The following is a 26,050-nucleotide window of genomic DNA, read 5'->3' as shown; positions in this document are numbered from 1 at the left end:
TGCACGTCAACCATTGACGTTGGATCATTGCTGCTGCGTGTGAATGAGCTGTCCCGGGCGGCCATGCAGGCCGCCCGGAAGGTCAGCGACCGGTCAGGCCTTTTTTTCCGGGGCTGGCTTGTCGTTAGGCTCGGCGATCAGTTTTTTCAGCTCTTCGCTCATCGGGAAGTTCAGGTTCAGGCCTTTTGGCGGGATTGGCGACTCGAACCACTTGGCGTAGATCTTGTTGATCTCGCCGGATTTGTACAGCGCGACAATGGCGTCATCGACGGCTTTCTTGAAGGCTTCATCGCCTTTGCGGACCATGCAGCCGTAGATTTCGTAGGATTGCGCGGTACCGGTCACGGCCCAGTCGTCAGGCTTCTTGGCCTTGGCCATTTCACCGGCCAGCAGGGCGTCGTCCATCATGAAGGCTACGGCACGACCCGACTCGAGCATCTGGAAGGACTCGCCGTGGTCCTTGGCCGAGATGACATTCATGCCCATTTGCTTGTCGGCGTTCATGGCCTTGATGATGCGCTCGGAGGTGGTACCGGCGGTGGTCACCACGTTCTTGCCCTTGAGGTCATCGAAGTCTTTGTAGCTGGAATCTTTCTTGGACAGCAGACGAGTACCGATCTCGAAGATGCCGACCGAGAAATCGACCTGCTGGGCGCGTTCGGCGTTGTTGGTGGTCGAACCGCATTCCAGGTCGACGGTGCCGTTCTGGACCAGCGGGATACGGGTCTGCGAGGTGACCAGGTTGTACTTGACGTTCAGGTTCGGTACGTCGAGCTGCTTCTTGACCGCTTCAACGACGGCCAGTTGCAGATCGTGGGAGTAGCCAACCGGTTTGCCAGAAGCGTCCGCGATGTAAGAGAACGGAATGGACGCGTCACGGTGACCGAGAGTGATGGTGCCGGAGTCTTTGATTTTCTTCAGTGTGCCGGTGAGTTCAGCGGCGCTGACTGGAGTACTGATCAGAGCGGCAGCAATGGCTGCGCCCAACAACTGGGGAACGATACGCATCAGTGATTCCTCGACTTCATTTTTTATTTGGACGGCTGATCTGGCGTCAGTCATATGTTCAACGAAAGCTTCAACGGCGCCTCTTGCTAGACACGCGCCTGGATGTTGAAGCGGTCGACATGGAGTGTAGAGCATGAGTCGTGCCAGACCGTGGCGAATAGCTATCCAATTGATTTTAAAGGGATTAATTTATTGTTTCGGCTTCTTGACGGTGATTGAACGTCCGGGAAGCCGAATTCAGACAACGCGCGCGTTCGGAAATCCGAATGTTTTTCACGGCGCGTGATCCGTCGAGTCGGGGAGAGAGCGGCTGAGGGCTTGCGCTGGCAAGCCCTGCGGGGGGGAGGGGGTCAGGCTGCGGCAGGGCTCGATGCGTGGCGGGCGTCCAGCCACGCTTGTAGCGCGGCTTGCTCGCTGGCCGTGGTGAACAGGCCCAGCTTGGTGCGCCGGCGCAGAATGTCATCAGCGCAGGTCACCCATTCCTGATTGCACAGGTATTCGACTTCCCGTTCATACAGCCCGGCACCGAAGTGTTCACCCAAATCTGCCAGGCTCTGCGCGCCGTCCAGCACCTGCCAGCTACGGCTGCCGTAAGTGCGTGCCCAGCGGCGGGCAATCTGTTCGGGCAGCCAGCCAAAGCGGGCAATCAACTGCTCGCTGCTGATCGGCTGTTCGCCTCCTGGCAGTGGAGCGTTGGCGGTCCATGCCGGTTTCATTTGGGCAAACCAGGGGGCCAGTTGCGCCATGGCCGACTCGGCCAGCTTGCGGTAAGTGGTCAGCTTGCCACCGAACACCGACAGCACCGGCGCCTCGCCACTGGCGCCACTGAGCGCCAGGGTATAGTCGCGGGTGATGGCCGACGGATTGTCCGACTCATCGTTGCACAGTGGGCGCACGCCGGAATAGGTGTGCAGGACATCCGTGCGGCTCAACTGGCGATTGAAATGATCATTGGCCACTTTGAGGATGTAGTCCGTTTCCTCATCGGTGATTTTCACTTTGGCCGGGTCACCCAGGTACTCGCGGTCGGTGGTGCCGACCAGGGTGAACTGGTCCAGATAAGGAATGGTGAAGACGATGCGTTTGTCTTCGTTTTGCAGAATGAACGCGTTATCGCCTTCATAGAGCTTCGGTACGATCAAGTGGCTGCCCTGAATCAGCCGAATGCCGTAGGGCGATTGCACCTTGAGGTCTTCGCGCAGCAGTTTTGCCACCCAGGGGCCGGCGGCGTTGACCAGTGCCCTGGCATGAATCGAAAAGGTCTTGCCATGCCGGTCCTGCAGGTTGACCTGCCATAGCCCGTCAATGCGTTTGGCGTCCACGCAGCGGGTGCGGGTATGGATCTGCGCACCGTTTTCACGGGCTGCCATGGCATTGAGCACCACCAGCCGGGCATCGTCGACCCAGCAGTCGGAGTATTCGAAACCCTGTTTGATGGCCGGCTTGAGCGGGCTGTCGGCACCGAAGCGCAGGCTGCGCGAAGCCGGCAGCTTCTCGCGTTTGCCCAGGTGGTCATAGAGGAACATGCCGGCGCGGATCATCCACGTCGGGCGCAGATGCGGGCGGTGCGGCAACACAAAGCGCATCGGCTTGACGATATGCGGCGCCTTGCCCAGCAGTACTTCGCGTTCGGCCAACGCCTCACGCACGAGGCGAAACTCATAGTGTTCCAGATACCGCAGCCCGCCGTGGATCAGCTTGCTGCTGGCCGAGGAGGTGTGGCTGGCCAGGTCGTCCTGTTCGCAAAGCAACACGGACAGGCCGCGCCCTGCAGCATCGGCGGCGATACCGACACCGTTGATGCCACCACCGATGACGGCGATGTCGTAGATCGGGGCGGGCGATGCAGTGGGCGCGTTCAGGTCGGTCATGGGTGGCCTCCGGGATACAGGACGATGGCGCTAAGTCTGAAATCGAACATTTATGTTCACTTTCGAAAATAATAGCGCAACAAAATGCCATGATCCAGTTGGGTCTGCCGAAATAACCAGGTTTGAAAATAAAAAGGAACAAAAACGAACAATCAGCTCGGCCGATGGGTCAATCCTCGGCCGACTCGAACGACAAGGCTCAGACCACTTCCAGACGAACCTTATGCTGGTTGAGCAACTGATGCAGTGCCGGCACCGGCGTCTGGTCGGTGACCAGGCAATCAATCAGGCTGATCGGCCCGAGGCGGACCATGGCGTTGCGACCGAACTTGCTGGAGTCTGCGGCGAGGATGACCTGGCGAGCGTTGCCGATCATGGCTTGGGAGCCGCGCACCTCCTGGTAGTCGAAATCCAGCAGGCTACCGTCTTCATCGATGCCACTGATGCCGATCAAGGCAAAGTCGACCTTGAACTGGCTGATGAAATCGACACTGGCCTGGCCGACCACACCGCCGTCACGGCGCACGTTGCCGCCTGCGACCAGCACTTCGAAATCATCCTTGGCGCTCAGCGTCGCCGCCACATGGAGGTTGTTGGTGATGATTTTCAGGTTGTTGTGATTGAGCAGGGCACGGGCGATGCTTTCGGTGGTGGTGCCGATATTGATAAACAACGAGGCGTTATCCGGGATCAGCGCGGCCACCGCTTCGGCGATGCGCTGTTTCTCGTCACGCATCTGGTCGGCGCGCATGGCGTAGGCGGTGTTTTCGATACTCGAATCATAAGCCGCGCCACCATGGTAGCGGCGCAGCAGGTTCAGTTCCGCCAATTGATTGATGTCACGGCGAATGGTCTGCGGCGTGACGACGAACAAAGTGGCCAGTTCCTCGATACTGACGTAGCCACGTTCGCGGACCAGTTCGAGGGTCTGTTTCTGGCGGGGAGGCAGGTTCATTGTTTTCCTTCAGGCGCCTGGTGCAAATGGCGTCATGATGAACCAGCCGTACCCCGCCTGTCAGCCGCCTTTGTCGTGGCTTCAATCAGCTGTGTCGTGTGGCGCCCAGTCGCGGGTGCGCTCCACGGCCTTCTTCCATCCTGCATAGTGCTGGGCGCGCTGGGCGTCAGGCATGTCGGGGGTAAATACCCGCTCGATACCGGTGCGGTCGCGCAGTTCGTCCAGGTTGCTCCAGAAGCCGGTGGCCAGCCCGGCAAGGAAGGCGGCGCCCAGCGCGGTACTTTCACGCATGTGCGGTCGCTCTACGTCGGTGCCGAGAATGTCGGCCTGGAACTGCATCAGGAAATTGTTGGTGACCGCGCCGCCGTCGACCCGAAGGGATTTGAGCCGTTCGCCGGCATCTTGCTGCATGGCATCGAGTACGTCGCGGGTCTGGAAGGCAATCGATTCGAGCGTGGCGCGGATGATGTGGTCGATCTTCACCCCACGGGTCAGGCCGAACAGCGCGCCGCGTGCATAAGGGTCCCAGTACGGCGCGCCCAGCCCGGTAAAGGCCGGGACCAGATAGACCCCGTTGCTGTCCTTGACCTTGCTGGCAAAGTACTCGGTGTCCAGTGCATCGTTGACCACTTTCAGTTCGTCGCGCAGCCACTGTACGGTAGAACCGCCGTTGAACACCGCGCCTTCCAGAGCATAAGCCACCTCGCCGCGCGGTCCGCAGCCGATGGTGGTCAGCAGGCCATGGGTCGAGCGCACCGCAGTGCTGCCGGTGTTCATCAGCAGGAAGCAACCGGTGCCGTAGGTGTTCTTGGCTTGACCCGGTTCAACGCACATCTGGCCGAACAGTGCGGCCTGCTGGTCACCGGCGATGCCCGCGATGGGGATGCCGCTGCGGGTCTGACCGTAGACGTGCGATGAGCCTTTGACCTGCGCAAGCATCTGCTCGGGGATATCCAGCACTTCGAGCATGCGCGGGTCCCAGCGCAGATTATGGATATCGAACAGCATGGTCCGTGAGGCGTTGGTGTAATCGGTGACATGCACCTCGCCGCCAGTGAGCTTCCAGATCAGCCAGCTGTCAACGGTGCCGAACAGCAACTCACCCTTGCGCGCCCGCTCCCGGCTGCCTTCGACATGGTCGAGGATCCACTTGAGTTTGGTGCCGGAGAAATACGGGTCGATCACCAGCCCGGTGGTCTCGCGGATGTAGTCTTCCAGGCCGTCACGTTTGAGCTGCTGGCAGATCTCTGTGCTGCGTCGGCATTGCCAGACCACCGCATTGTAGATCGGCCGGCCGGTGTCCTTTTCCCAGACGACAGTGGTTTCACGCTGGTTGGTGATGCCGATGGCGGCGACTTGCGAGGCCTGCAGGTTAGCCTGGGCCAGCGCTTTGGTCATGCAGGCGGTCTGGGTGGCGTAAATCTCCATCGGGTCATGCTCGACCCAGCCGGCCTGCGGATAGTGCTGGGTGAATTCGATCTGCGCGGAACTCACCACATTGGCGTTGCGATCCAGAATGATTGCCCTGGAACTGGTGGTGCCTTGATCGAGGGCAATGATGTAGTTCTTGTTCTGTACGTCAGTCATGTCGATTGCCTTGAGCAGGTGAATGGGGTCAGGAAGACGTATGGGCCTTGGCGCTGATCTTCTTGCTGGCTGGTTGTTGCTGCTCGTTGCCTGGCAGATGGCGGGCAACCAGCAACCGGTAACCGGCGGCGCCGAGGCAGGCGCCCAGAATGGGAGCGAACAACGGGACCAGAAAGTACGGAATATCGCGCCCGCCGGTAAAGGCGATGTCGCCCCAGCCGGCAAAGAATGTCATCAGCTTGGGCCCCAGATCCCGGGCCGGGTTCATCGCGAAGCCGGTCAGCGGACCCATGGCGCTGCCGATCACCGCCACCAGCAGGCCGATCAGCAAGGGCGCCATAGGGCCGCGTCGCAGGCCATTGTTATCGTCGACCAGCGCCATGATGACCGCCATCAGCACACAGGTGATCACCACCTCGACCAGAAATGCCTGGCCGGTGGAAATTGCCGGGTTCGGGTAGGTCGAGAACACCGCTGCCAGTTGCAGGCTTTCGGTGCTGCCGCGAACCAATTGGTGGGTGTTTTCGAAGTCGAAAAACAGGCTGATGTACAGCAGGTAGACCAGCCCGGCACCGCAGAAGGCACCGGCGAGCTGTGCGCCGATATAGAACGGCAGTTTCTTTTTTTCAAAACCGGCAAACAGGCTCAGGGCGATGCTGACGGCGGGATTGAGGTGAGCCCCGGAGATGCCGGCGCTCAGGTAGATCCCCATGCTGACCGCCATGCCCCAGATGATGCTGATCTCCCAAAGACCGAAGCTGGCACCCGCCACCTTGAGCGCCGCCACGCAACCGGTACCGAAGAACAGCATAAGGGCAGTGCCGAGAAATTCGGCGGTGCATTGGCCGGCCAGGCTGGGTTGTTGTATCTGGACTGTCATGCAAACCTCGTTCTTGTTCTGGCTCATGAAGAGCAGTGGTTTGTCGAAAGAGTGAGTAAGTCAGGATCCCGTAGAGTCTTGTAAATGATGCGCATGCCGTAAACTGAATGTTCGACAATATTCGCAAATGAAAATATAGCCACAGTTTTGCGCTGTCAAAGGTCGAAATTGAACGATGACTGACATTTGTCGTTTATGCCCTGTGCAATATCGACTGATGTTGTAGGAAAAATCAGGGCTTCAGCCTTGCGAGATTGATTTGTAACAGCGGCTGTTTTTGTGTTTTTGGCTTAAAGTGGCGCTCGCCCTGAACCGCTCTGGAGTGACCATGACCCCTGCACTGGATTTGCTGAAAAAGAACCGCATCGAACACCGGATTCATAGCTATGAACATGATCCGAAGGCGGCGTCTTACGGTCTGGAAGCGGTTGAGAAACTGGGGCTGGAGGCCGCCCGGGTGTTCAAGACGCTATTGGCCAGCAGTGAAAAAGGTGAACTGTTGGTGGCGGTGGTGCCGGTGGCCGGCACGCTGGATTTAAAAGCCCTGGCGTCGGCTGCCGGGATCAAGAAAGCGGAAATGGCCGACCCGGCAGCCGCGCAGCGTTCAACGGGGTATCTGTTGGGGGGCATCAGCCCGCTGGGCCAGAAGAAGCGCCTGCGCACCTTTATCGATGACAGCGCCCGGCCGTTCGAGACGGTGTTTGTCAGTGCCGGGCGGCGGGGGCTGGAGGTCGAACTGAGTGCTGCGGCGCTGGCGGAGCAGACCAAGGCACAGTTCGCGGCCATCGGTCGCGGCTAATGTAAGCGCTGCTGCTTGTGTGGGAGCGAGCTTGCTCGCGAAAGGGCCGGTAAAACCAGCACATTAGCGGTCGGTGCCGGGATCCTTCGCGGCTGAAGCCGCTCCTACGGGGTGATGGCGTGGGTGGCGACGGAGCCAGCAGCCGGGAACGCCACCAGGTGCTCGGCGGCCACACGAATGCCCACCTCAGCGCCCGTGCTGTAGTCGATGTGGCTGGGAAACAGCGCTTCGAGCTGGGTGCCGGTGGCCAGTTGCAGGCTATAGAGGGTCGAGGCTCCCTGGAAGGTGCGGCCAGTGACCTTTGCCTTCAGCGCACCATCGGGCGCATGGACGATATCGTCCGGGCGTAGCAGAACCTCTACCGCGCTGCCCGAGACGCCGGGGTAGGCACGGTTGCCGCGCAGAATGCCCAGTTCGGTACTGATCGACTCATGATCGAGCAACTGGCCGCGGATGAAGTAGCCCTGGCCAATGAAGCTTGCCACATAAGGCGTGCGGGGTTCGTGGTACAGGTTGTACGGTGTGTCCCACTGCTCCAGACGGCCTTCCTTGAAGACGCCGATATGATCGCTTACGGCAAAGGCTTCTTCCTGGTCGTGGGTGACCAGAATCGCACTGGTGCCGCGGGTCTTGAGGATATCGCGCACTTCGTGGCTCAGGCGCCGACGCAGCTCTACATCCAGGTTGGAAAACGGCTCATCGAGCAGCAGCAACTGAGGCTCGGGGGCCAGGGCGCGGGCCAGCGCCACGCGTTGTTGCTGGCCGCCGGACAGTTCGTGGGGGTAGCGCTTGCCGAGTGAGCCGAGGTTGACCAGTTCGAGCAGTTCGTCGATAACCTGATTCAGCCGCGGGTGCTTGTTGATGCCGAAGCCGATGTTTTGCGCAACGGTCAGGTGCGGAAACAGGGCGTAGTCCTGAAACACCATGCCGATCCGGCGTTTCTCTGGCGCGAGGGTAAAGCCGGGTCGGGAAATCACATCACCGCCCAGGCTGATTTCGCCGGCATGGACCGGCTCGAAGCCGGCTATCGCACGCAATGTGGTGGTCTTGCCGCAACCCGAAGAGCCCAGCAGGCAACCGATATCGCCAACGTTCAGGTGCAGGTCCAGGTCCTGCACCACCCGTTGATTCTGATAGCCGCAGGCCAGATTGCGCAGGTTCAGCAGCAGTGGCTGGCTCATGGCTTGAACGACGGTGCGACCAGAAACTCCAGCAAGGCCTTCTGCGCGTGCAGACGGTTCTCTGCCTGGTCCCAGGCCACGGCGCGGGGGTCGTCGAGCACGTCGGCGCTGATTTCCTCGCCACGGTGCGCCGGCAGGCAATGCATGAACAGCACGTCCGGAGCCGCCAGGTCGAGCAGCTCACGGGTGACCTGATAAGGTGCAAACAGTGCCAGGCGGCGTGCGGTTTCCTCTTCTTGACCCATCGAGGTCCAGACGTCGGTACTTACCAGATGCGCACCGGCCACGGCTTCTTTCGGATCGCGCAGCACCTGAACGCGGTCACCGGCCAGTGCCAGGAAGTCCGGGTTTGGCTCGTAGCCCGACGGGCAGGCGACGCGCAGCTGGAAGTCGAACTGGATGGCCGCTTCTATATAGCTGTTGCACATGTTGTTGCCGTCGCCGATCCAGGCCACGGTCTTGCCCTTGATCGAGCCGCGGTGTTCCAGGTAGGTCTGCATGTCGGCGAGCAACTGGCACGGGTGCAGATCATCGGACAGACCATTGATCACCGGCACGCGGGAGTTGGCGGCAAACTCGGTCAGGTTGCTGTGGGCGTAAGTGCGGATCATGACCGCGTCGAGCATGCGCGACATGACCTTGGCGCTGTCAGAAATAGGCTCGCCGCGGCCCAGTTGGGTGTCGCGATGAGACAGAAAGATGGCCTGGCCACCCAGCTGGATCATGCCGGCCTCGAAGGAAAGACGGGTACGTGTCGAGGATTTTTCGAAAATCATCCCCAGCACCCGGTTCTTCAAAGGTTCGAAAAGCACGCCGCGATTTCGCAGGTCTTTGAGCTCTACGCCACGACGGATCAAGCCCAGCAGTTCGTCTGGGGTGTAATCCATCATCGAGAGAAAGTGCCTGGCGTTCATTATTGACTACCTTTTTTGCAACAGACCGTAGCTGTCCAAACCGGTTTTTTATCGGGAAAACGGACGAGATCTACAGCGAAAGCCGCATTGAGCGACGAAATAGGGAAGGCGCGATGGTATAAAAAAATGTCGCAGCATCGCAACGGCGCCGTTGATTTATAAGGGTTTGAGTGTATTTTGGCTTGATCTGTGGCCCGTCGGGGTCATGGGAAGGCGTTGACCGAGGGAGAAATCAGTTCCGTCCATTTTGTTGGGGGGAAAGAGATCAGTTGTACACCGGGCTCTTGGTGTTTTGCAATATCCGCAACAAAAGCAGGCGCTTGCCTGTCGCAACCGGAGTCGCCGAAAACGTAGGTGGCTATATGTCATCACCGTGAATGCGATGTGCTTCACGCGGTGCTAAGATGGCTCGTATCTTTAGTGTCGGCCCTGAGTTATAAAAGCAGACAGATTACACGAGGGTTTTTCGGATGAACTCAAAGGAACGTCAACTAACGGAGCTTCTGGGCCTGACTGCCCGGACCCTGACGCATCTGACAGCCTCCATGACGTCCATGTCTTTTGAACTGCTGCGCAGTGAAGACGAGGTCACCCGGGCGGCGGGGCGGCGCATGATCGACCGCATGGCGACCATCAGTTCCGGCCTGGACGAGCACTGGCGCCTGATCGGCGACCTGACCGGCGTACCTGTCGCCCAGGAGCAGATCGAGACCGTTGCAGAGATCCAGATGCAACGCAAGGTCACGCCGATCGGCAATTGAGTCGACTCGCCGGTGAAGCACGGAAGCCGGGCAGGCAAGGATTGCGTTACACCGCACCGCACCCGCTTGTTCAAAATATTCTGCTGAACCCACAGCAGCGCCTCAAGACCGAGCGCTGTCTTCGGCTTTCCGTTACAATGTGCCACCGTGCCGACAACTGAGTCGGAAAGTTCAGCCGAGGTGCTTCATGGATATCATTGAAACGATCAAAGAGCAGATTGCCAACAACACAATCCTGCTTTACATGAAAGGCGCTCCGAACGCGCCACAATGTGGCTTTTCGGCCAAAGCGTCCCAGGCAGTCATGCAGTGTGGTGAGAAGTTCGCCTACGTCGACATCCTGCAGAACCCTGAAATCCGCGCCAACCTGCCCAAGTACGCCAACTGGCCGACCTTCCCGCAACTGTGGGTCGACGGTGAACTGGTCGGCGGCAGCGACATCGTCATCGAGATGTTCGAAAAGGGCGAGCTGCAGACCCTGATCAAGCAGGCCGCAGAGAAAGCCAAGGGCTGATCGTCCTCGCTGAATGCGCCAAAAAAAGCCCCGCTCTGTCATACAGGCGGGGCTTTTTGCTGGCAGGTAGAACAGCCTGAGGGCTTATTCTTCGCCCATCTGCGATTGCAGGTAGTTCTCGATACCGATCTTGTCGATCAGGCCCAGCTGGGTTTCCAGCCAGTCGATGTGCTCTTCTTCCGACTCCAGAATGTCTTCGAGCAGTTCACGGCTGCCGTAGTCACCGACGGTTTCGAAATGAGCGATGGCGGCTTTCAGATCGGCCAGGCCTTTTTTCTCGATCTTCAGGTCGCACTCAAGCATTTCCTTGGTGTGCTCGCCAATCAGGATTTTGCCCAGGTCTTGCAGGTTCGGAATGCCTTCGAGAAACAAAATACGCTTAATGATCTTGTCAGCGTGTTTCATCTCGTCGATCGATTCGCGGTACTCGTGTTTGCCGAGTTTATTCAGGCCCCAATCTTCGTACATACGGGCGTGCAGGAAGTATTGGTTGATGGCGACCAGCTCGTTACCGAGGATCTTGTTGAGGTGCTGAATGACTGTAATGTCGCCTTTCATGTTGGTTTCCTGCCGCAGGCTAATGTCTATAGGCGGCGAGTTTGATCCGCACTCAGTGTACTGTCAAACCTAAGTTATTGAATAATAAGTGAATTTAAATCTGAATAAGAATGTTTGAGTTCTGCATTTTGCCGTTAAGTAATTGAATTACAGGCATAAAAAAACCGGACACTGGGTCCGGTTTGATAAAAAGGGTGTTAATTACGCGGCAGAAAATTCTGCGGGGTAGGCCAGTGCAGCCTGGCTGCTCTGGATTTCGGTCAGCGTTTCGCGGACCACTTGCTTGGCAAGGCATGCACACTTGCCACATTGAGTTCCAACGCCGAGAGTCTCACGGACATCGCGGTAGCTGCAGCAGCCTTCGAAGATCGCATCGCGGATTTTGCCGTCGGTGACGCCAAGGCAAAGACAAACGTACATAAGCTCGAACCATCGCTGTGTGATGCTGGTTGCGAGGCAGATTAATCGTAATGAGAATGCTTGTCAAAATTGTTTTGGCTTTTAACAAGATGCCCCGATAAGTGGTTCGGGGTTGTCACAGGCGGGTCATGCAATGGGGGTAATGCGCCGTCAGTGACGGCGCATTGGCTGCGACTTTTCAGTCGTCGTAGTCGTGCCAGCCGCCCATATCTTTCCAGCGGTTCACAATGCCGCAGAACAGGTCGGCGGTCTTTTCCGTGTCGTAGCGTGCCGAGTGGGCTTCACGGCCATCGAAGTCGATGCCGGCCGCCTGGCAAGCCTTGGCCAGTACCGTTTGACCGTAAGCCAGACCAGCCAGCGTCGCGGTGTCGAAGCTGGAAAACGGATGAAACGGATTGCGCTTCATGTCCAGGCGCGCCACGGCGGCGTTCAAAAAGCCCAGGTCAAAGCTGGCGTTGTGGCCGACCAGCACCGCACGCTTGCAGCCATTGGCTTTGAGCGCTTTGCGCACCCCACGAAAGATGTCGGTCAGGGCGGTTTCTTCACTGACGGCCATGCGCAGCGGGTGGTCCAGCTTGATCCCGGTGAACTCCAAGGCCGCGGCTTCGATGTTGGCGCCCTCGAAAGGCTCGACACGGAAGAAATAGGTGTGCTCAGGGAACACGAAGCCTTTTTCGTCCATACCGATGGTGGTCGCTGCGATTTCCAGCAGGGCATCGGTGGCGGCGTTGAAACCGCCGGTTTCGACATCGACCACTACAGGCAGATAGCCACGGAAACGAGCGGCCATGGGGTGGCGCGAACCACCCCCCGTCGGAGCATCCAGATCGTCGTCGAAATGATCGTCACTCACGCATCGTTCTCCAGCAGGCGCCAGCGCAGTTTTTCACCGGCGCGCAGCGGGATGACGGCCAGCTCACCGAATGGCAGGCTGGTCGGGGCGGTCCATTCTTCACGGACCAGGGTAATTGTGTCCTGGTTGGCCGGCAGACCGTAAAACGCCGGGCCATGCAGGCTGGCAAAGCCTTCGAGCTTGTCCAGCGCATTGCGCTGCTCGAACGCCTCGGCATACATCTCGATGGCCGCATAGGCGGTGTAGCAGCCGGCGCAGCCACAGGCATTTTCCTTGGCGTGCTGGGCATGCGGCGCCGAGTCAGTGCCAAGGAAGAACTTGCCACTGCCACTGGTCGCGGCATCCAGCAACGCCACTTGATGGGTGTTGCGTTTAAGGATCGGCAAGCAATAGAAATGTGGACGAATTCCGCCGACCAGCATGTGGTTTCGGTTATACAGCAGGTGATGGGCGGTAATGGTCGCCGCGACGTTGGCCGGGGCGTCATTGACGAACTGCACCGCGTCGCCGGTGGTGATGTGCTCGAACACCACTTTAAGGGTCGGATAGCGCTCGACGACCTTACGCAGGTGTTCATCAATGAAGGTCTTCTCGCGATCGAACACGTCGATCTCGCTGCGCGTCACTTCGCCGTGCACCAGCAGCAGCAGACCTACCTCAGCCATGGCTTCCAGGGCACCAGAGATCTTGTCCAGGCTGGTGACACCGGAGTCGGAGTTGGTGGTTGCGCCGGCCGGGTACAGCTTGGCCGCGTGGACGAAGCCACTGGCTTTGGCGGCGCGGATATCGTCAGCGGTGGTGTGGTCGGTGAGGTACAGCACCATCAGCGGTTCGAAACGGCTGCCCTCGGGGCGCGCTGCGAGAATCCGCTGGCGGTAGGCATCGGCCTGCTGCGCATTGCGTACGGGCGGCACCAGGTTAGGCATGATGATCGCGCGGGCAAACGTGCGCGCGGCGTCAGCGACGGTATGAGGCAAAACAGCTCCGTCACGGAGGTGAATGTGCCAGTCGTCGGGACGCAATAGGGTCAGGCGGTCGGACATGGGGGATTCCAGGCGGTTCGAACTCGCGGGAATGCTACCGGAAAAGACAGTCTCAGGCACTCGCTATCAAGTTTTGTAGGAAGTTACCGATAGCCATCAAGTAGGCATTTTCTGTTTTAGCGTCATTTTTAGGTGGAGCCTCCCGTGCGCCAATATCTAGCCTTGCTCAGCCTGTTCGCCAGTCTTCCCGCGATGGCGGTCAATTTCCAGACGCGCCTGGAAAGCATTGAATGGAAGGTTGAGGGCGATCAGTTCGAGTGTCGACTGAGCCAGCCGATCACCGACTTCGGTGCGGGTGAGTTCGTGCGCAAGGCCGGTGAGCAGGCGACCTTTCGTCTGAAAGCTTCCTACAACATGATGGGCACCGGGTCAGCCACACTGCTGGCCGCCGCGGCGCCATGGCAACCCGGTCGTGGCGATATCAACCTGGGCGCAGTGCGGGTCGGTAACGGCGAATTCCCGTTCAATTCTTCGCAGGCTCAGGCTGGCAGGCTGATCAACGGCTTGCTCGAAGGCCGGAGCCCGGTGATTCGTCACTATGCCCGAGATGGCGGCGGCAATATGGAAGTGCGCCTGTTGCCCGCAAGGTTTCGTGAAGCCTTTGGCGAGTATCAGGCGTGCACGGCCAAGCTGTTGCCGATGAACTTCGAACAGATCAAACAGACCGAGGTCGGCTTTCCGGGTGGCGGGATCGAGCTCGACGCCAAGGCCAAGGCGCGCCTGGACAACATGCTGGCCTACATGAAGGCCGACCCGACCGTGAACCACGTTGAACTGGACGGGCACTCCGACAACAGTGGCAATCGCCTGACCAACCGCGACCTGTCGCGGCGCCGGGCGCTGGCGGTGATGGACTACCTGAAGGCCAATGGTGTGCCGGAAGAACAGATCACCCTGCGTTTTCATGGCGAGCGTTATCCGCTGGCGGCCAACACCAACAACGCCAATCGCGCCCGTAACCGGCGGGTCAATGTGCAGCTGGAGCGGGTTGCCCCGACCGAACGCCCGGCACCTGCCACGCCTGCGGAAGCGGCGCCGGCTGCACCAGCGGCGTCTGCCGCGCCAACCGCCAAGACCCCGGCTGCTGCCAAAACATCCTGATCGCAGCCCTTGCCCCGCACGAGCGGGTATGCAGCCGTTGGGGGCGAGCTTGCTCGCGAAGAGGCCGGTAAAGTCACAGCATCTGCTGCGAATATGCTGCCCTCTTCGCCAGCAACCTGACTCCCACCGGTATGATCGAACAGTGTTGAGCCAAAGGGGCTTTCAGGCGGGCGTCAGGCCGGACAGTTCTGGGTGCTACGTCTGTCGCCTGGCAATCACAAGCTGTCGCGCCACTGTAAATCTGCGGGTTTGAACGGTAGAATCAACGGTTTTCCGTACAACCCGGTGGAGTGATGGCATGGCGGACGTAAACAAGGTCGTACTGGCGTATTCCGGTGGCCTGGACACTTCGGTGATCCTGAAGTGGCTGCAAGATACCTACAACTGCGAAGTGGTGACCTTCACCGCTGACCTGGGCCAGGGCGAAGAGGTCGAGCCGGCTCGCGCCAAAGCGCAGGCCATGGGCGTTAAAGAGATCTACATCGACGACCTGCGCGAAGAGTTCGTGCGCGATTTCGTCTACCCGATGTTCCGTGCCAACACTGTCTACGAAGGCGAGTACCTGCTGGGTACTTCCATCGCCCGTCCACTGATCGCCAAGCGTCTGATCGAGATCGCCAACGAGACTGGCGCTGACGCCATCTCCCACGGCGCGACCGGCAAAGGCAACGACCAGGTACGTTTCGAGCTGGGTGCCTATGCACTCAAGCCAGGCGTCAAGGTGATTGCTCCATGGCGCGAGTGGGACCTGCTGTCGCGCGAGAAGCTGATGGACTACGCCGAAAAGCACGCGATCCCGATCGAGCGTCACGGCAAGAAGAAGTCGCCGTACTCGATGGACGCCAACCTGCTGCACATTTCCTATGAAGGCGGCGTGCTGGAAGACACCTGGACCGAGCACGAAGAAGACATGTGGCGCTGGACCAAGTCGCCAGAGTCGGCCCCGGACACCCCGACCTACATCGAGCTGACCTACCGTGGCGGTGACATCGTTGCCATCGACGGCAAGGAGCTGACGCCAGCCCAGGTTCTGGCCGAACTGAACCGCATCGGCGGCGAGAACGGCATCGGTCGTCTGGATATCGTGGAAAACCGCTACGTGGGCATGAAGTCCCGCGGCTGCTACGAAACTCCGGGCGGCACCATCATGCTGCGTGCCCACCGTGCTATCGAGTCCATCACCCTGGACCGTGAAGTGGCGCACCTCAAAGACGAGCTGATGCCGAAGTACGCCAGCCTGATCTACACCGGCTACTGGTGGAGCCCTGAGCGTCTGATGCTGCAACAGATGATCGACGCTTCCCAGGTTCACGTGAATGGCGTCGTGCGCCTGAAACTGTACAAGGGCAACGTGATCGTGACGGGTCGCAAGTCGGACGATTCGCTGTTCGACGCCAACATCGCCACCTTCGAAGAAGATGGCGGTGCTTACAACCAGGCTGACGCGGCGGGCTTTATCAAGCTCAATGCACTGCGCATGCGCATTGCAGCCAACAAGAACCGCAAGTTCTTCTGACCGGTCGTCTGCAGCCCTGCTCAGGGCTGCAGACCCTGGTTTTAGGCTGTCTGCACGGCACCAGAGGTGCCCTTGGGTGCCCTTGCTGCGTTTCTGGAGGTACTCTTCTGGCGCCGCAGCCGTGCGGATGACGGCTCGACCGGGCGGATAAAATCCTGCAGGCCCTGGAGGTCGAGCTGGTAACGCTTGAGCAATGACAGCAGTTTTTTCTCGAACTCAAGTTCTCGTCCGAGCCGCTCGTCATGCGCCAGCATGTCGAGTTTTTCCTGTTGCAACTTCAGGGCATGTTCCAGTTCACGAAATTCTTTGAGTTTAGACATGATCGTTCCATCTCTATGAAAGTGGCGAAAACAGGTTCGGTGTCTATTGGGTGTGTACGCATGAAACCTCTCAACTAAGGGCACCCGCAAAGGGTTTAAATAACAATAGCGGGTTTTTAATAGTTAACATCAGATGGCCTTTCAGCATGAATGAGCTGCGTTGCGCTTATCCGTTATGGCGACTGGCTTTTTTCAGTGGCTTACCATCGTGTATAGGAAATCTGACTCTGTTTGTTGACCTTTCCTACCTTCGCTGTCTCGTTTTTTACTGCGTGCTCAAGTCTGGCTGTTTTCAGGTTTGGGTGTCTTCCTGATAAAAGCATTTGCAGGGGGCATACAATACCCTGGCATTGAAATTCAAGGTCAGGAAAAACATCACCACCAGGGTGGTGGGGAAAACAATCAGGAACCAGATATAAACCTGGCGGCTGTCAGTGTCCAGATAGGGCAGTACCGTGGCTGCCGAGGCTTCTGACAGCGCGGCGAACAGTGCGATGACACTAATAGGGTTCATGATGCGATTAAAAAGGAACATTATTTGACTCCTGAGCGGCAGGGCCGGTTGTTGGCGATCGCTGGTCAAACCTGATGGTTGCTGAATTCAAAGCGGTAGGCTTTACCGATATCAAGAACCTCGCGCACGCTTAGCCCGAGGATTCTGGCGATTTCGGCTGTGCTGTAGCCCAGGCTTGAATAGTGCATGGCATGTCCGGCCGTTACATCATCAATGTCGCGAAGTGGCGTGTCTGGCACATTACGTTGCGCCTGTATCGGGCGGCTGAAGTTGATCTTGATGTGATGTTGTTGTGCTAACTGACGAATATCCTTCCTGTTCATCTTGAGTGAATACTGCAAGGATGAAACTCCGGCACCTTTGGCCGCCAGCAGCCTGAGCAGTTGCAGTTTTTCCGGCGCTGCGACAGTCAGATTTTCAGGCGTAACCGTTTCAACCGGTTCGGCTGTTTCTCCTTGGGGAATGATGGCGATAACACCCCCTTGGGCCACGAAGTCCTCAACGGCAGCGGCCAGGTCCAGGGGTGACAGGGGGAGGCACAAAGCGGGTACGGGTTTGCTGTTCATGATCTATTCCTTTTGAACATGGTTATACACATGGCCATTCAAAAAGAGTCAGCAGGTCAAACTTACTGTTGCTGCGCGGCCATGCGGCGTGCGTCATTTATTCCCTACTGACAGGCACGTTGTCGGGTGGGCACGGTTTCATAACTTTCATTGAAGACGATTGTGTTAGTTGTTTGTCTTAATGAACGGTTTATGTGCTGTAAGCAGGGGTGCTTTGTCAAAAAAGTAACGATTGACAATAGGAATTGCAAGTAAAAAAGTTGTACTCCAGAACGGTGCGCCTGAGGCTGTGGTATTGGTCTTACGAGCGCTCAGGCAGCGTCTGTTCGTGCTGTAGGCTATTTCCCCTTTAGCTGTTTAAGGATGGACTCCGATAGGCACATGCTGTTAGCTCATCGTCGTTGGCGATGCCGCCGGGGCGGGCTTTGAGGCGTTTGGTCTGTATGGGATGACAAGAGATTCATAAAGAGTCGAGCGAAATTTTGTAAGGTATTTCTGAATATTGTGTAGTCGCGCTCCTGAAATAGATATGTGTATGAAAAAGGCATTCGGTTACGTGTAGTTTTAAACGAGGCGCTGGCAAATGGCCCGGTGCTGGTGTTGCCTGGCCATGGATGGCACGGTGCAGTTAGTGGCTAATTAGTGGCTGTTGGCGGCGGTCCGGGTTTTTGATGCAGCATGGCCGAGTGCCGCAGTTTTCGTACAAAACCTGAAACCAGCAAAGTAATTGCGTGAAGGTGTGTAAACACATGGCGGCTTGCAAGCGTGTCTTGTTTGATTCACGTGTCCCGACAGGAAAAGTTAAGGCTCGCAAGCCGATGATGGGCGGCCCTTCAACATGGTTTTTATGGGGCATGGAGAGGATGGTCGGTGCGTCGGATTGCGAAGGAGAAGGCTTGTGATAGAAGTTAAAATCCAGCTGCTTATGGCAAGATTTGTAGGAAAGTTCTCTTCTAAGGGTGGGAATGGTCTTTGGGTGTTGGTCTTATGGGGCGTGCGCCATGCAAACTACTAAACGACTAGGCTATTGTGCTGGCTCCGAAAATTCGAATAGCAAAAATTGGACTGCACCATGAATAAAGTGCTGATCGTGGATGATCATCCTGTCATTCGCCTGGCTGTACGGATGCTGATGGAGCGCCATGGTTACGAGGTTGTCGCCGAAACTGACAACGGGGTAGATGCCTTGCAACTGGCGCGTGAGCACCTGCCGGATATCGTGATCCTCGACATCGGCATTCCCAAGCTCGACGGCCTTGAGGTGATTGCCCGGTTGTCGGCCATGGCGCTGCCGTTCAAGGTGCTGATCCTGACCTCACAATCGCCGGGGCATTTTTCGATGCGTTGCATGCAGGCCGGCGCGGCGGGCTATGTCTGCAAACAGCAGGACCTCACTGAATTGCTTAGCGCGATCAAGGCCGTATTGTCTGGCTATAGCTACTTCCCCAACCAGGCTCTGCACACGGTGCGCTCCAGCATGGGCAATGCCAGCGAGGCGGATATGGTGGATCGCTTGTCCGGGCGGGAAATGATGGTGCTGCAGCAGTTGGCCAGGGGCAAGACCAACAAGGAAATCGCCGACAGCATGTTTCTCAGCAACAAGACGGTCAGTACCTACAAAACGCGCCTGCTCCTCAAGCTCAATGCGCATTCGCTGGTCGATCTTATCGAGCTGGCGCAGCGTAACGGGCTGGCGTGATCAGGTTGGCAACAATACTCAGCCTCTCATCAGAGAGGCTTGGGGTACGGCAGTTCCGATCAGAGATCGAAGTCGTAGTCGGCCAGCTCCCGCTTCAGGCGCCGCTCTTCGAGCAAGTTGTCGATTGTGCGGCGTTTGCTCAGATTGGTCTTTGCGGGTTCGGCAGTCCGGGTTTCGGCATCATCTGATTCGTTGGCGAATTCGTCTTCTACTACGTCTACATCCAGTTGCTCTTTGCCGGTGCTCATGCAAGTTGACTCCAGGCTTGGCGGTCAGGCACCTCTAAAAACTGCCTGCGGGCTGGGCGTTTACGTTTTTAGAGCCACCCTGTTGGCGCTTCTTATATCGCCATTCCGTGCCTTGGTAAAAAAGATTTTTTCAATCGCCTGGCGGTAGTTGAAGCTATTACTCAATCGTCGGAGGTTTTTTCCTTGAAATCGCACAGGTCTTCGATCCGGCAACTGCCGCAGCGTGGCTTGCGGGCGACACAGACATACCGGCCATGCAGGATCAGCCAGTGGTGCGCGTCCATCAGGTAATTTTTCGGGACGAACTTAAGTAGCTGTTTCTCGACTTCGACCACATTCTTGCCGGGTGCCAGCCCGGTACGATTACTGACCCGGAAAATGTGCGTGTCCACCGCCATGGCGATCTGCCGAAACGCGGTATTGAGCACCACATTCGCGGTCTTGCGTCCGACTCCCGGAAGCGCTTCGAGGGCTTCGCGGGTCTGTGGCACTTCACTGTTGTGCTGCTCGATCAGCAGGCGGCAGGTCTCGATGACATTTTTCGCCTTGCTGTTATACAGGCCGATGGTCTTGATGTACTCCGACAAACCTTCCACGCCCAGTGCGTAGATTGCCTGCGGTGTGTTGGCTACCGGGTACAGGCGCGCGGTGGCTTTGTTGACGCTGACGTCGGTCGCCTGCGCGGAGAGAATCACGGCAATCAGCAGCTCGAAAGGCGTGGTGTAGGCCAGTTCGGTTTTCGGGTCAGGATTGTCTTCGTGGAGCCTGCGGAAGATCTCCTGGCGTTTGGCGGCGTTCATGGTCGGTTTCCTGATCGGGCTTCTATGAGCCCTTATGGCTGTTCTGCGGCCTGGACGGCCTGTTCGGCATTGTGTAATTGAACACTGAGCATGGCCAGCTGTGATGCCGGCTCATTGTTTGCCTGGGCCTTGCTCAAGGCTGCACGGGCCATGGCCAACTGGATCTTGGCACGCTTGAGGTCGCCGGCGGGCTTGCTGGCCGGCTGCACGGCGGCGGCGGGAGACGGCGCGGGGGCTTGCTCAAGCGCTGCTACGGCCTGCTCGGCAGCCTGGACTTCATGCTGCATCTGCAGCAAGCGCATGGCCTGCTCACGGATCGGCGGATGACCAAAGGCTTTGAGCGACCTGTTCAATTGGGCCCGGCTCAAGTTCAGGGTGATCCTGGCCTGCTTCAGGGCCTGGTCGTTCTGGGGCTGGTCGTTGCGCGGCGTCGGCATTTGCCTTTCGACTGCCCTGCCAGGCGCTGGCTGAGGCTTGTGGCTGCGTGCCTGACGTTGTTCTTGCTCGCGGCGCAAGCGTGCCGTGCGTTGTTCATAGCGCTGACGGGCGTGATTGCGCTTGCGGTCGCGGGCCTGCAATTGTGCCGCGTCATGCGCGAGATCTCCGACGATGGGCACTACATTGGCCGATGGCAGCGGCAGCAGGTCAATGCAATCGACCGGGCACGGCGCTACGCACAAATCGCAGCCGGTGCATTCGTCAACCAGCACGGTGTGCATCATTTTCGCTGCACCCACGATAGCGTCCACCGGGCAGGCCTGGATGCACTTGGTGCAACCGATGCATTCGGCTTCACGGATAAAAGCCACCTGGGCCGGTGCCGCACCACGTTCAGTGTCCAGAGGCAAGGCCGGGATGCGCAGCAGTTGTGCCAGGCTGGCAATGGTTTCAGTGCCGCCGGGTGGGCACTTGTTGATGGCCTCGCCGCTGGCAATACCTTGTGCATAAGGCAGGCAGCCGGGATGGCCACACTTGCCGCACTGGGTCTGGGGCAGCAAGGCATCTATGCGTTGAATCAGGCTCATGTTGCGGTTACTCGTTGAACAGGGCACCAGGCAGGCAAAAGGGCGCCTCTAAAAACTAGCTGCGTTGTCATCGCTGCGTTAAAAACAGGCGCGCAATGCTCATTTACAACCCGTAAATTGCGCTTGCTTGCCTGTTTTTGCCTTGCTCTGACTGCCTCGCCTGCGTTTTTAGAGGCACCCTGACGCCCGATAGCTGCATGCGCAGTTATCGGGCTTTGCCGAGTGTCACTTGATGCGCTGACCTGGCTTGGCGCCGCTGTCCGGGCTGAGCAGGTAGATCTCTTCACCGCCAGGACCGGCTGCCATCACCATGCCTTCGGAAACGCCAAAGCGCATTTTGCGCGGCTTGAGGTTGGCGATCATCATGGTCAGGCGACCTTCAAGCTTGCTCGGGTCCGGGTAGGCGCTCTTGATTCCGGAGAACACGTTACGCTGCTGATCACCGATATCCAGAGTCAGGCGCAGCAGCTTGTCGGCACCCTCGACGTGCTCGGCCTTGACGATCAGCGCCACCCGCAGGTCCACGGCAGCAAAGGCGTCGAACTCGATCTCGGGCGACAGCGGGTCCTTGGTCAGTTCGCCGTTGCCTTGCGGGGCCGCAGGCTCGGTGCTGGCCGCCAGGTCTTCTTTCGATGCGCTGACCATTGCCTCGACCCTGGCCGGGTCGATACGGGTCATCAGCGCGTTGAACGGATTGAGCTGATGGTTGGCCAGCAGGGTCTGGTGGTCGTTCCAGGTCAGCGGTGCCACATTGAGGAACTGCTCGGCATCGGCGGCCAGTTTCGGCAGCACCGGTTTGAGGAAGATGATCAACTGACGGAACAGGTTGATGCCCAGTGCGCAAATGGCCTGCACCTCGTCCTGCTTGCCTTCCTGCTTGGCCAGCGACCAAGGTGCCTTGTCAGCAATAAAGGCGTTGGCGCGGTCGGCCAGGGCCATGGTCTCGCGCATGGCGCGGGAGAAGTCGCGGGCCTCATAGGCCTCGGCGATGCTCGGCGCGGCAGCCTGGAACGCAGCGGTCAGTTCTGGCGCGATGTTGCTGTCGACCAGTACGCCAGCGTTGCCCTTGTGAATGAACCCGGCGCAGCGGCTGGCGATGTTGACCACCTTGCCGATCAGGTCAGAGTTGACCTTTTGCACGAAGTCTTCGAGGTTCAGGTCCAGGTCGTCGACCCCGCGGCCCAGTTTGGCTGCGTAGTAGTAGCGCAGGTATTCCGGCGACAGGTGGTCCAGATAGGTGCGGGCCTTGATGAAGGTGCCACGCGACTTGGACATCTTCTGGCCGTTGACGGTCAGGTAGCCGTGCACGTTGATGCCGGTTGGCTTGCGCAGGCCGGCGCCTTCGAGCATGGCCGGCCAGAACAGCGCGTGGAAGTTGACGATGTCCTTGCCGATGAAGTGATACAGCTCGGTGGTCGAGTCCTTGTTCCAGTACGCGTCGAAGTCCAGCTCCGGGCGGCGTGCGCAGAGGTTCTTGAAGCTGGCCATGTAACCGATGGGCGCATCCAGCCAGACATAGAAGTACTTGCCCGGCTCGTCAGGGATTTCGAAGCCGAAGTACGGTGCGTCACGGGAGATGTCCCATTGCTGCAGGCCGCTGTCGAGCCATTCGGCCAGTTTGTTGGCTACTGCGTCTTGCAGGGTGCCGCTGCGGGTCCAGGCCTGGAGCATGTCCTGGAAGGCCGGCAGGTCAAAGAAGAAGTGCTTGGAGTCCTTGAGCACCGGCGTGGCACCGGAAATCGCCGATTTCGGGTCTTTCAGCTCGGTCGGCTCGTAGGTCGCGCCGCATTTTTCGCAGTTGTCGCCGTATTGGTCTTCAGCGCTGCATTTCGGACAGGTGCCCTTGATGAAGCGGTCGGCGAGGAACATCTTCTTGTCGGGGTCGAAATATTGGGTCACCGAACGGGTGGCAATATGACCAGCATCGCGCAGGCGGGTGTAGATCAGGCTCGACAGCTCACGGTTCTCTTCGCAGTGCGTGGAGTGGAAATTGTCGAAGTCGACCAGAAAATCGGCGAAGTCGGTGCTGTGTTCAGCCTTGACGTTGTCGATCAGCTGTTCCGGGGTGATGCCTTCCTTTTCCGCGCGCAGCATGATGGCCGAGCCGTGAGCGTCGTCCGCGCAGACGTAGGTGCAGTGGTTGCCGCGGTGCTTCTGGAAACGCACCCACATGTCGGTCTGGATGTACTCAAGCATGTGGCCAAGGTGGATGGAACCATTGGCATAGGGCAGGGCGCTGGTTACGAGAATCTTGCGGGGCTCGGACATGGGGCTCGGCTACTTAAGTCATACACGGATCGGCCACTATAAAGGCCCGCGGTTTTTTTTTCATCCTGCGATGTTGCGGTGAAAACATGGCGCCGCCCGTCATAACGGGTAGGATAGCCGCCTGTTTTACTCAAGTTTCTATTCGGAGCCAGTCCATGAGCGCAGTGAGCCGCGCAGCGGTGGAGACTATTCTTCGCCAGTACACCGACCCTTATCTCAACCAGGACCCGGTCAGCGCCGGTTGCGTGCGGGCCATCGACATCGACGGCGGCCGGGTCAGCGTGCAGCTCGAACTGGGCTATGCCGCCGGGCTGTTCAGCAAGGGCTGGGCGCAGATTCTGCAAACCGCTATCGAAGGCCTGGACGGAGTGAGTTCGGCCAGCGTCAGCGTCACCACAAACATTCAGCCACACAAGGCCCAGAGCCAAGTGCCAGGCCTGGCCACCGTGAAAAACATCATCGCTGTGGCCTCTGGCAAAGGCGGGGTCGGCAAATCGACCACCGCTGCCAATCTGGCCCTGGCACTGGCCCGTGAAGGCGCGCGGGTCGGGATTCTCGATGCGGATATCTACGGCCCCAGCCAGGGCATCATGTTTGGCATCCCTGAAGGCACCCGGCCGAAGGTCAAGGACCAGAAGTGGTTCGTGCCCATTGAGGCGCATGGCGTTGAAGTGATGTCGATGGCGTTTCTCACCGACGACAACACGCCGATGGTCTGGCGCGGGCCGATGGTCTCCGGCGCTTTGCTGCAACTGGTGACCCAGACCGCCTGGAACGACCTGGATTATCTGGTCATCGACATGCCGCCGGGTACCGGTGATATCCAGCTTACCCTGGCGCAGAAGGTGCCGGTGGCCGGCTCGGTGATCGTCACCACCCCGCAGGATCTGGCGCTTCTGGATGCGAAGAAGGGCGTGGAGATGTTTCGCAAGGTCAACATCCCGGTGTTGGGCGTGGTCGAGAACATGGCTGTGCATATCTGCTCGAACTGCGGGCATGCCGAGCATCTGTTCGGTGAGGGTGGCGGCGAGAAACTGGCCAGTCATTACAACGTCGATCTGCTGGCCTCATTGCCACTGTCGATGCTGATCCGCGAACAGGCCGATGGCGGCAAACCCACTGCCATCGCTGAGCCTGAGAGCCAGATTGCGATGATTTATCAGGAGCTGGCCCGCCAGGTGGGTGCGCGGATTGTGCTGCAGGAAGCGGCCAGCCCGGCGATGCCGACGATCTCGGTCAGCGACGACTGATCACATCCTCGCAACCGATGGCGGCCGTAGGAGCTGCTTTAGCAGCGAAGGGAATTCGCGGCTGAAGCGGATCGCCGCCCGGCCGCTCCTACGGGGTTCCGCGTGGCGGCAAGCACCGTTGCAAATTCCGGGCATAAAAAAACCCCGCTTTGTGGGCGGGGTTTTTTGAAGCGAGTCAGCGCAAATTAAGCGATTTGCACTTCTTCAGCCTGCATGCCTTTCTGGCCGCGGGTAGCGACGAAAGTAACTTGCTGGCCTTCTTTCAGGGTTTTGAAGCCATCGATCTGGATAGCTTTGAAGTGTACGAACAGGTCGTCACCGGATTGTGGAGTGATGAAGCCGAAGCCTTTCTCATCGTTGAACCACTTAACGGTACCGGTTTGGCGATTGGACATGATACATCTCCTTGGACAAAGTTAACTGCGACTCAGGAAACACCCTGGCCGAGACTGAGTGCAAAGAGCTGGAAATTCATGGTGATGGTGATATTCAACATCGTGTAGAGATTCTCAGTGACACAAGCAACACAGTGGCGCCACCTTAACCCTTTTTCCTGCAAACGCCAATGGGCATCTGAGGATTATTTGTATTGCCAAACAATGGCTGCCCGCCGTGGCCCTGCACAGGGTCCGGCAGCCTTTTGGCCTTTGTACGAGACGGCGTGGACCGGTAAGATGCCCGCATATTTTTCACCTTGCTATTTCAGGACACCGCCATGAGCATCAAATCGGACAAGTGGATTCGCCGCATGGCGCAAGAGCACGGCATGATCGAGCCTTTCGTCGAGCGCCAGATGCGCGGTGAGGGCGCCGACCGGCTGATCTCCTTCGGTGTGTCAAGCTATGGTTACGATGTGCGTTGCGCCGATGAATTCAAGGTGTTCACCAACATCAACTCGGCGACCGTTGATCCGAAAAACTTCGATGAGAAGAGCTTCGTCGACGTCAAGAGCGACGTCTGCATCATTCCTCCAAACTCCTTCGCCCTGGCCCGCACCGTCGAGTACTTCCGCATTCCGCGCAATGTGCTGACCATTTGCCTGGGCAAGAGCACCTACGCACGCTGCGGCATCATCGTCAACGTCACCCCGCTCGAGCCCGAGTGGGAAGGCCACGTGACCCTGGAGTTCTCCAACACCACCACGCTGCCGGCCAAGATCTACGCTAACGAAGGCGTGGCGCAGATGCTGTTTCTGGAGTCCGATGAAGAGTGCGAAGTGTCGTACAAGGACCGTGGCGGCAAGTATCAAGGCCAGCGCGGCGTGACCCTGCCACGTACCTGAGTGGCCGCTGACTGCTTGTCCAGGGCAAGGTTTCATGATTGTTTCATGGAATTTAAAGCCTGTTTGGCACTCTACTGAGCAAGCTGTTTCTGCCCGCCTTTGAGGCGGGTGACCAGA

27 protein-coding genes are annotated in these 26,050 nt (G+C 58.5%); 8 read left to right on the top strand and 19 right to left on the bottom strand.

The features are described from left to right. Positions 1-93: 93 nt before the first annotated feature. The 5 genes from NJC38_RS20505 to NJC38_RS20485 all read right to left on the bottom strand — a co-directional run bounded on the left by NJC38_RS20505 (position 94) and on the right by NJC38_RS20485 (position 6,301). Positions 94-1,008: a glutamate/aspartate ABC transporter substrate-binding protein gene (locus tag NJC38_RS20505; RefSeq protein WP_253116897.1), complete on the bottom strand. Its 915-nt coding sequence runs from the start codon at positions 1,006-1,008 to the stop codon at positions 94-96. A gap of 350 nt (positions 1,009-1,358) precedes the next feature. Continuing rightward, entirely contained in the window at positions 1,359-2,879 is a 1,521-nt protein-coding gene (glpD, locus tag NJC38_RS20500; protein WP_253116895.1) for a glycerol-3-phosphate dehydrogenase, read from the bottom strand. A 199-nt stretch (positions 2,880-3,078) separates the two neighbouring features. Beyond that, positions 3,079-3,834 (bottom strand): DeoR/GlpR family transcriptional regulator, encoded by a 756-nt coding sequence (locus tag NJC38_RS20495; protein ID WP_253116893.1) that lies wholly within the window; start codon positions 3,832-3,834, stop codon positions 3,079-3,081. Between the two features lie 81 nt (positions 3,835-3,915). Beyond that, positions 3,916-5,421: a glycerol kinase GlpK gene (gene glpK / locus NJC38_RS20490; RefSeq protein WP_253116891.1), complete on the bottom strand. Its 1,506-nt coding sequence runs from the start codon at positions 5,419-5,421 to the stop codon at positions 3,916-3,918. 28 nt (positions 5,422-5,449) lie between these two features. Then, positions 5,450-6,301, bottom strand: a complete 852-nt coding sequence (locus NJC38_RS20485; protein ID WP_253116889.1) for an MIP/aquaporin family protein — start codon at positions 6,299-6,301, stop codon at positions 5,450-5,452. 328 nt (positions 6,302-6,629) lie between these two features. Between NJC38_RS20485 and ybaK the strand changes: the two genes are divergently transcribed. Further along, the gene (gene ybaK / locus NJC38_RS20480; protein WP_253116888.1) at positions 6,630-7,100 is read left to right on the top strand and encodes a Cys-tRNA(Pro) deacylase; all 471 of its coding nucleotides are present in this window, start codon (positions 6,630-6,632) and stop codon (positions 7,098-7,100) included. 104 nt (positions 7,101-7,204) lie between these two features. Here ybaK and NJC38_RS20475 read toward each other — a convergent pair whose 3' ends face one another. Beyond that, positions 7,205-8,281 (bottom strand): ABC transporter ATP-binding protein, encoded by a 1,077-nt coding sequence (locus NJC38_RS20475; RefSeq protein ID WP_045482420.1) that lies wholly within the window; start codon positions 8,279-8,281, stop codon positions 7,205-7,207. Continuing rightward, positions 8,278-9,195 carry an ornithine carbamoyltransferase gene (gene argF, locus NJC38_RS20470; protein ID WP_045482417.1) on the bottom strand — a complete coding sequence of 306 codons (918 nt, stop codon included), beginning with the start codon at positions 9,193-9,195 and terminating at the stop codon, positions 8,278-8,280. The genes NJC38_RS20475 and argF overlap by 4 nt, the downstream gene beginning before the upstream one ends. A 470-nt stretch (positions 9,196-9,665) precedes the next feature. On the opposite strand from argF, the gene NJC38_RS20465 reads away from it, so the two are divergent. Both NJC38_RS20465 and grxD read left to right on the top strand, forming a co-directional pair. After that, positions 9,666-9,956 carry a hypothetical protein gene (locus tag NJC38_RS20465; RefSeq protein WP_045482415.1) on the top strand — a complete coding sequence of 97 codons (291 nt, stop codon included), beginning with the start codon at positions 9,666-9,668 and terminating at the stop codon, positions 9,954-9,956. Between the two features lie 187 nt (positions 9,957-10,143). After that, positions 10,144-10,470 (top strand): Grx4 family monothiol glutaredoxin, encoded by a 327-nt coding sequence (grxD, locus tag NJC38_RS20460; RefSeq protein WP_253116886.1) that lies wholly within the window; start codon positions 10,144-10,146, stop codon positions 10,468-10,470. Between the two features lie 84 nt (positions 10,471-10,554). Here grxD and bfr read toward each other — a convergent pair whose 3' ends face one another. From bfr to pyrC, 4 genes are all read right to left on the bottom strand, one after another. Continuing rightward, complete coding sequence (gene bfr, locus NJC38_RS20455) at positions 10,555-11,028, bottom strand: bacterioferritin (protein ID WP_045482408.1); 474 nt, start codon at positions 11,026-11,028, stop codon at positions 10,555-10,557. 201 nt (positions 11,029-11,229) lie between these two features. Next, complete coding sequence (locus NJC38_RS20450) at positions 11,230-11,448, bottom strand: bacterioferritin-associated ferredoxin (protein WP_045482405.1); 219 nt, start codon at positions 11,446-11,448, stop codon at positions 11,230-11,232. Positions 11,449-11,626: 178 nt separating this feature from the next. Then, positions 11,627-12,301, bottom strand: coding sequence for a ribonuclease T (rnt, locus tag NJC38_RS20445; RefSeq protein ID WP_045482402.1), 675 nt, complete (start codon positions 12,299-12,301; stop codon positions 11,627-11,629). Further along, positions 12,298-13,344: a dihydroorotase gene (gene pyrC, locus NJC38_RS20440; RefSeq protein ID WP_045482399.1), complete on the bottom strand. Its 1,047-nt coding sequence runs from the start codon at positions 13,342-13,344 to the stop codon at positions 12,298-12,300. Before pyrC ends, rnt begins: the two co-directional genes overlap by 4 nt. A 144-nt stretch (positions 13,345-13,488) precedes the next feature. Between pyrC and NJC38_RS20435 the strand changes: the two genes are divergently transcribed. Beyond that, positions 13,489-14,445: an OmpA family protein gene (locus NJC38_RS20435; protein ID WP_045482396.1), complete on the top strand. Its 957-nt coding sequence runs from the start codon at positions 13,489-13,491 to the stop codon at positions 14,443-14,445. Between the two features lie 298 nt (positions 14,446-14,743). Next, positions 14,744-15,961: an argininosuccinate synthase gene (locus tag NJC38_RS20430; protein WP_045482393.1), complete on the top strand. Its 1,218-nt coding sequence runs from the start codon at positions 14,744-14,746 to the stop codon at positions 15,959-15,961. 41 nt (positions 15,962-16,002) lie between these two features. Here NJC38_RS20430 and NJC38_RS20425 read toward each other — a convergent pair whose 3' ends face one another. From NJC38_RS20425 to NJC38_RS20415, 3 genes are all read right to left on the bottom strand, one after another. Then, positions 16,003-16,281, bottom strand: coding sequence for a hypothetical protein (locus NJC38_RS20425; RefSeq protein ID WP_253116884.1), 279 nt, complete (start codon positions 16,279-16,281; stop codon positions 16,003-16,005). A gap of 292 nt (positions 16,282-16,573) precedes the next feature. Beyond that, entirely contained in the window at positions 16,574-16,816 is a 243-nt protein-coding gene (locus tag NJC38_RS20420; protein ID WP_045482390.1) for a hypothetical protein, read from the bottom strand. 44 nt (positions 16,817-16,860) lie between these two features. Then, entirely contained in the window at positions 16,861-17,361 is a 501-nt protein-coding gene (locus NJC38_RS20415; protein WP_253116882.1) for a hypothetical protein, read from the bottom strand. A gap of 1,072 nt (positions 17,362-18,433) precedes the next feature. On the opposite strand from NJC38_RS20415, the gene NJC38_RS20410 reads away from it, so the two are divergent. Continuing rightward, complete coding sequence (locus NJC38_RS20410) at positions 18,434-19,060, top strand: response regulator transcription factor (RefSeq protein ID WP_045482383.1); 627 nt, start codon at positions 18,434-18,436, stop codon at positions 19,058-19,060. Between the two features lie 59 nt (positions 19,061-19,119). On the opposite strand, the gene NJC38_RS20405 is transcribed toward NJC38_RS20410, so the two are convergent. The 4 genes from NJC38_RS20405 to metG all read right to left on the bottom strand — a co-directional run bounded on the left by NJC38_RS20405 (position 19,120) and on the right by metG (position 23,401). Further along, positions 19,120-19,308 (bottom strand): PA3496 family putative envelope integrity protein, encoded by a 189-nt coding sequence (locus tag NJC38_RS20405; RefSeq protein ID WP_045482380.1) that lies wholly within the window; start codon positions 19,306-19,308, stop codon positions 19,120-19,122. A 161-nt stretch (positions 19,309-19,469) separates the two neighbouring features. Then, positions 19,470-20,108 carry an endonuclease III gene (nth, locus tag NJC38_RS20400; protein WP_253116880.1) on the bottom strand — a complete coding sequence of 213 codons (639 nt, stop codon included), beginning with the start codon at positions 20,106-20,108 and terminating at the stop codon, positions 19,470-19,472. A gap of 32 nt (positions 20,109-20,140) precedes the next feature. Next, positions 20,141-21,133 (bottom strand): electron transport complex subunit RsxB, encoded by a 993-nt coding sequence (gene rsxB / locus NJC38_RS20395; protein ID WP_253116878.1) that lies wholly within the window; start codon positions 21,131-21,133, stop codon positions 20,141-20,143. A gap of 225 nt (positions 21,134-21,358) precedes the next feature. Beyond that, positions 21,359-23,401: a methionine--tRNA ligase gene (gene metG / locus NJC38_RS20390; protein ID WP_253116876.1), complete on the bottom strand. Its 2,043-nt coding sequence runs from the start codon at positions 23,399-23,401 to the stop codon at positions 21,359-21,361. Between the two features lie 155 nt (positions 23,402-23,556). Between metG and apbC the strand changes: the two genes are divergently transcribed. After that, positions 23,557-24,651 carry an iron-sulfur cluster carrier protein ApbC gene (gene apbC / locus NJC38_RS20385; protein ID WP_253116873.1) on the top strand — a complete coding sequence of 365 codons (1,095 nt, stop codon included), beginning with the start codon at positions 23,557-23,559 and terminating at the stop codon, positions 24,649-24,651. A gap of 185 nt (positions 24,652-24,836) precedes the next feature. On the opposite strand, the gene NJC38_RS20380 is transcribed toward apbC, so the two are convergent. Beyond that, positions 24,837-25,046, bottom strand: coding sequence for a cold-shock protein (locus NJC38_RS20380; protein ID WP_045482367.1), 210 nt, complete (start codon positions 25,044-25,046; stop codon positions 24,837-24,839). Between the two features lie 320 nt (positions 25,047-25,366). Between NJC38_RS20380 and dcd the strand changes: the two genes are divergently transcribed. Further along, a complete protein-coding gene (dcd, locus tag NJC38_RS20375; protein WP_003184751.1) occupies positions 25,367-25,933 on the top strand; it encodes a dCTP deaminase in 567 nt (188 codons plus the stop codon). Positions 25,934-26,050 lie beyond the last annotated feature (117 nt).

It is taken from the genome of Pseudomonas sp. 21LCFQ010, assembly GCF_024129905.1.
GTDB lineage: Bacteria > Pseudomonadota > Gammaproteobacteria > Pseudomonadales > Pseudomonadaceae > Aquipseudomonas.
Note: the sequence above shows the minus strand (reverse complement) of the source record. Positions and strands in the feature narration are given on the sequence as shown.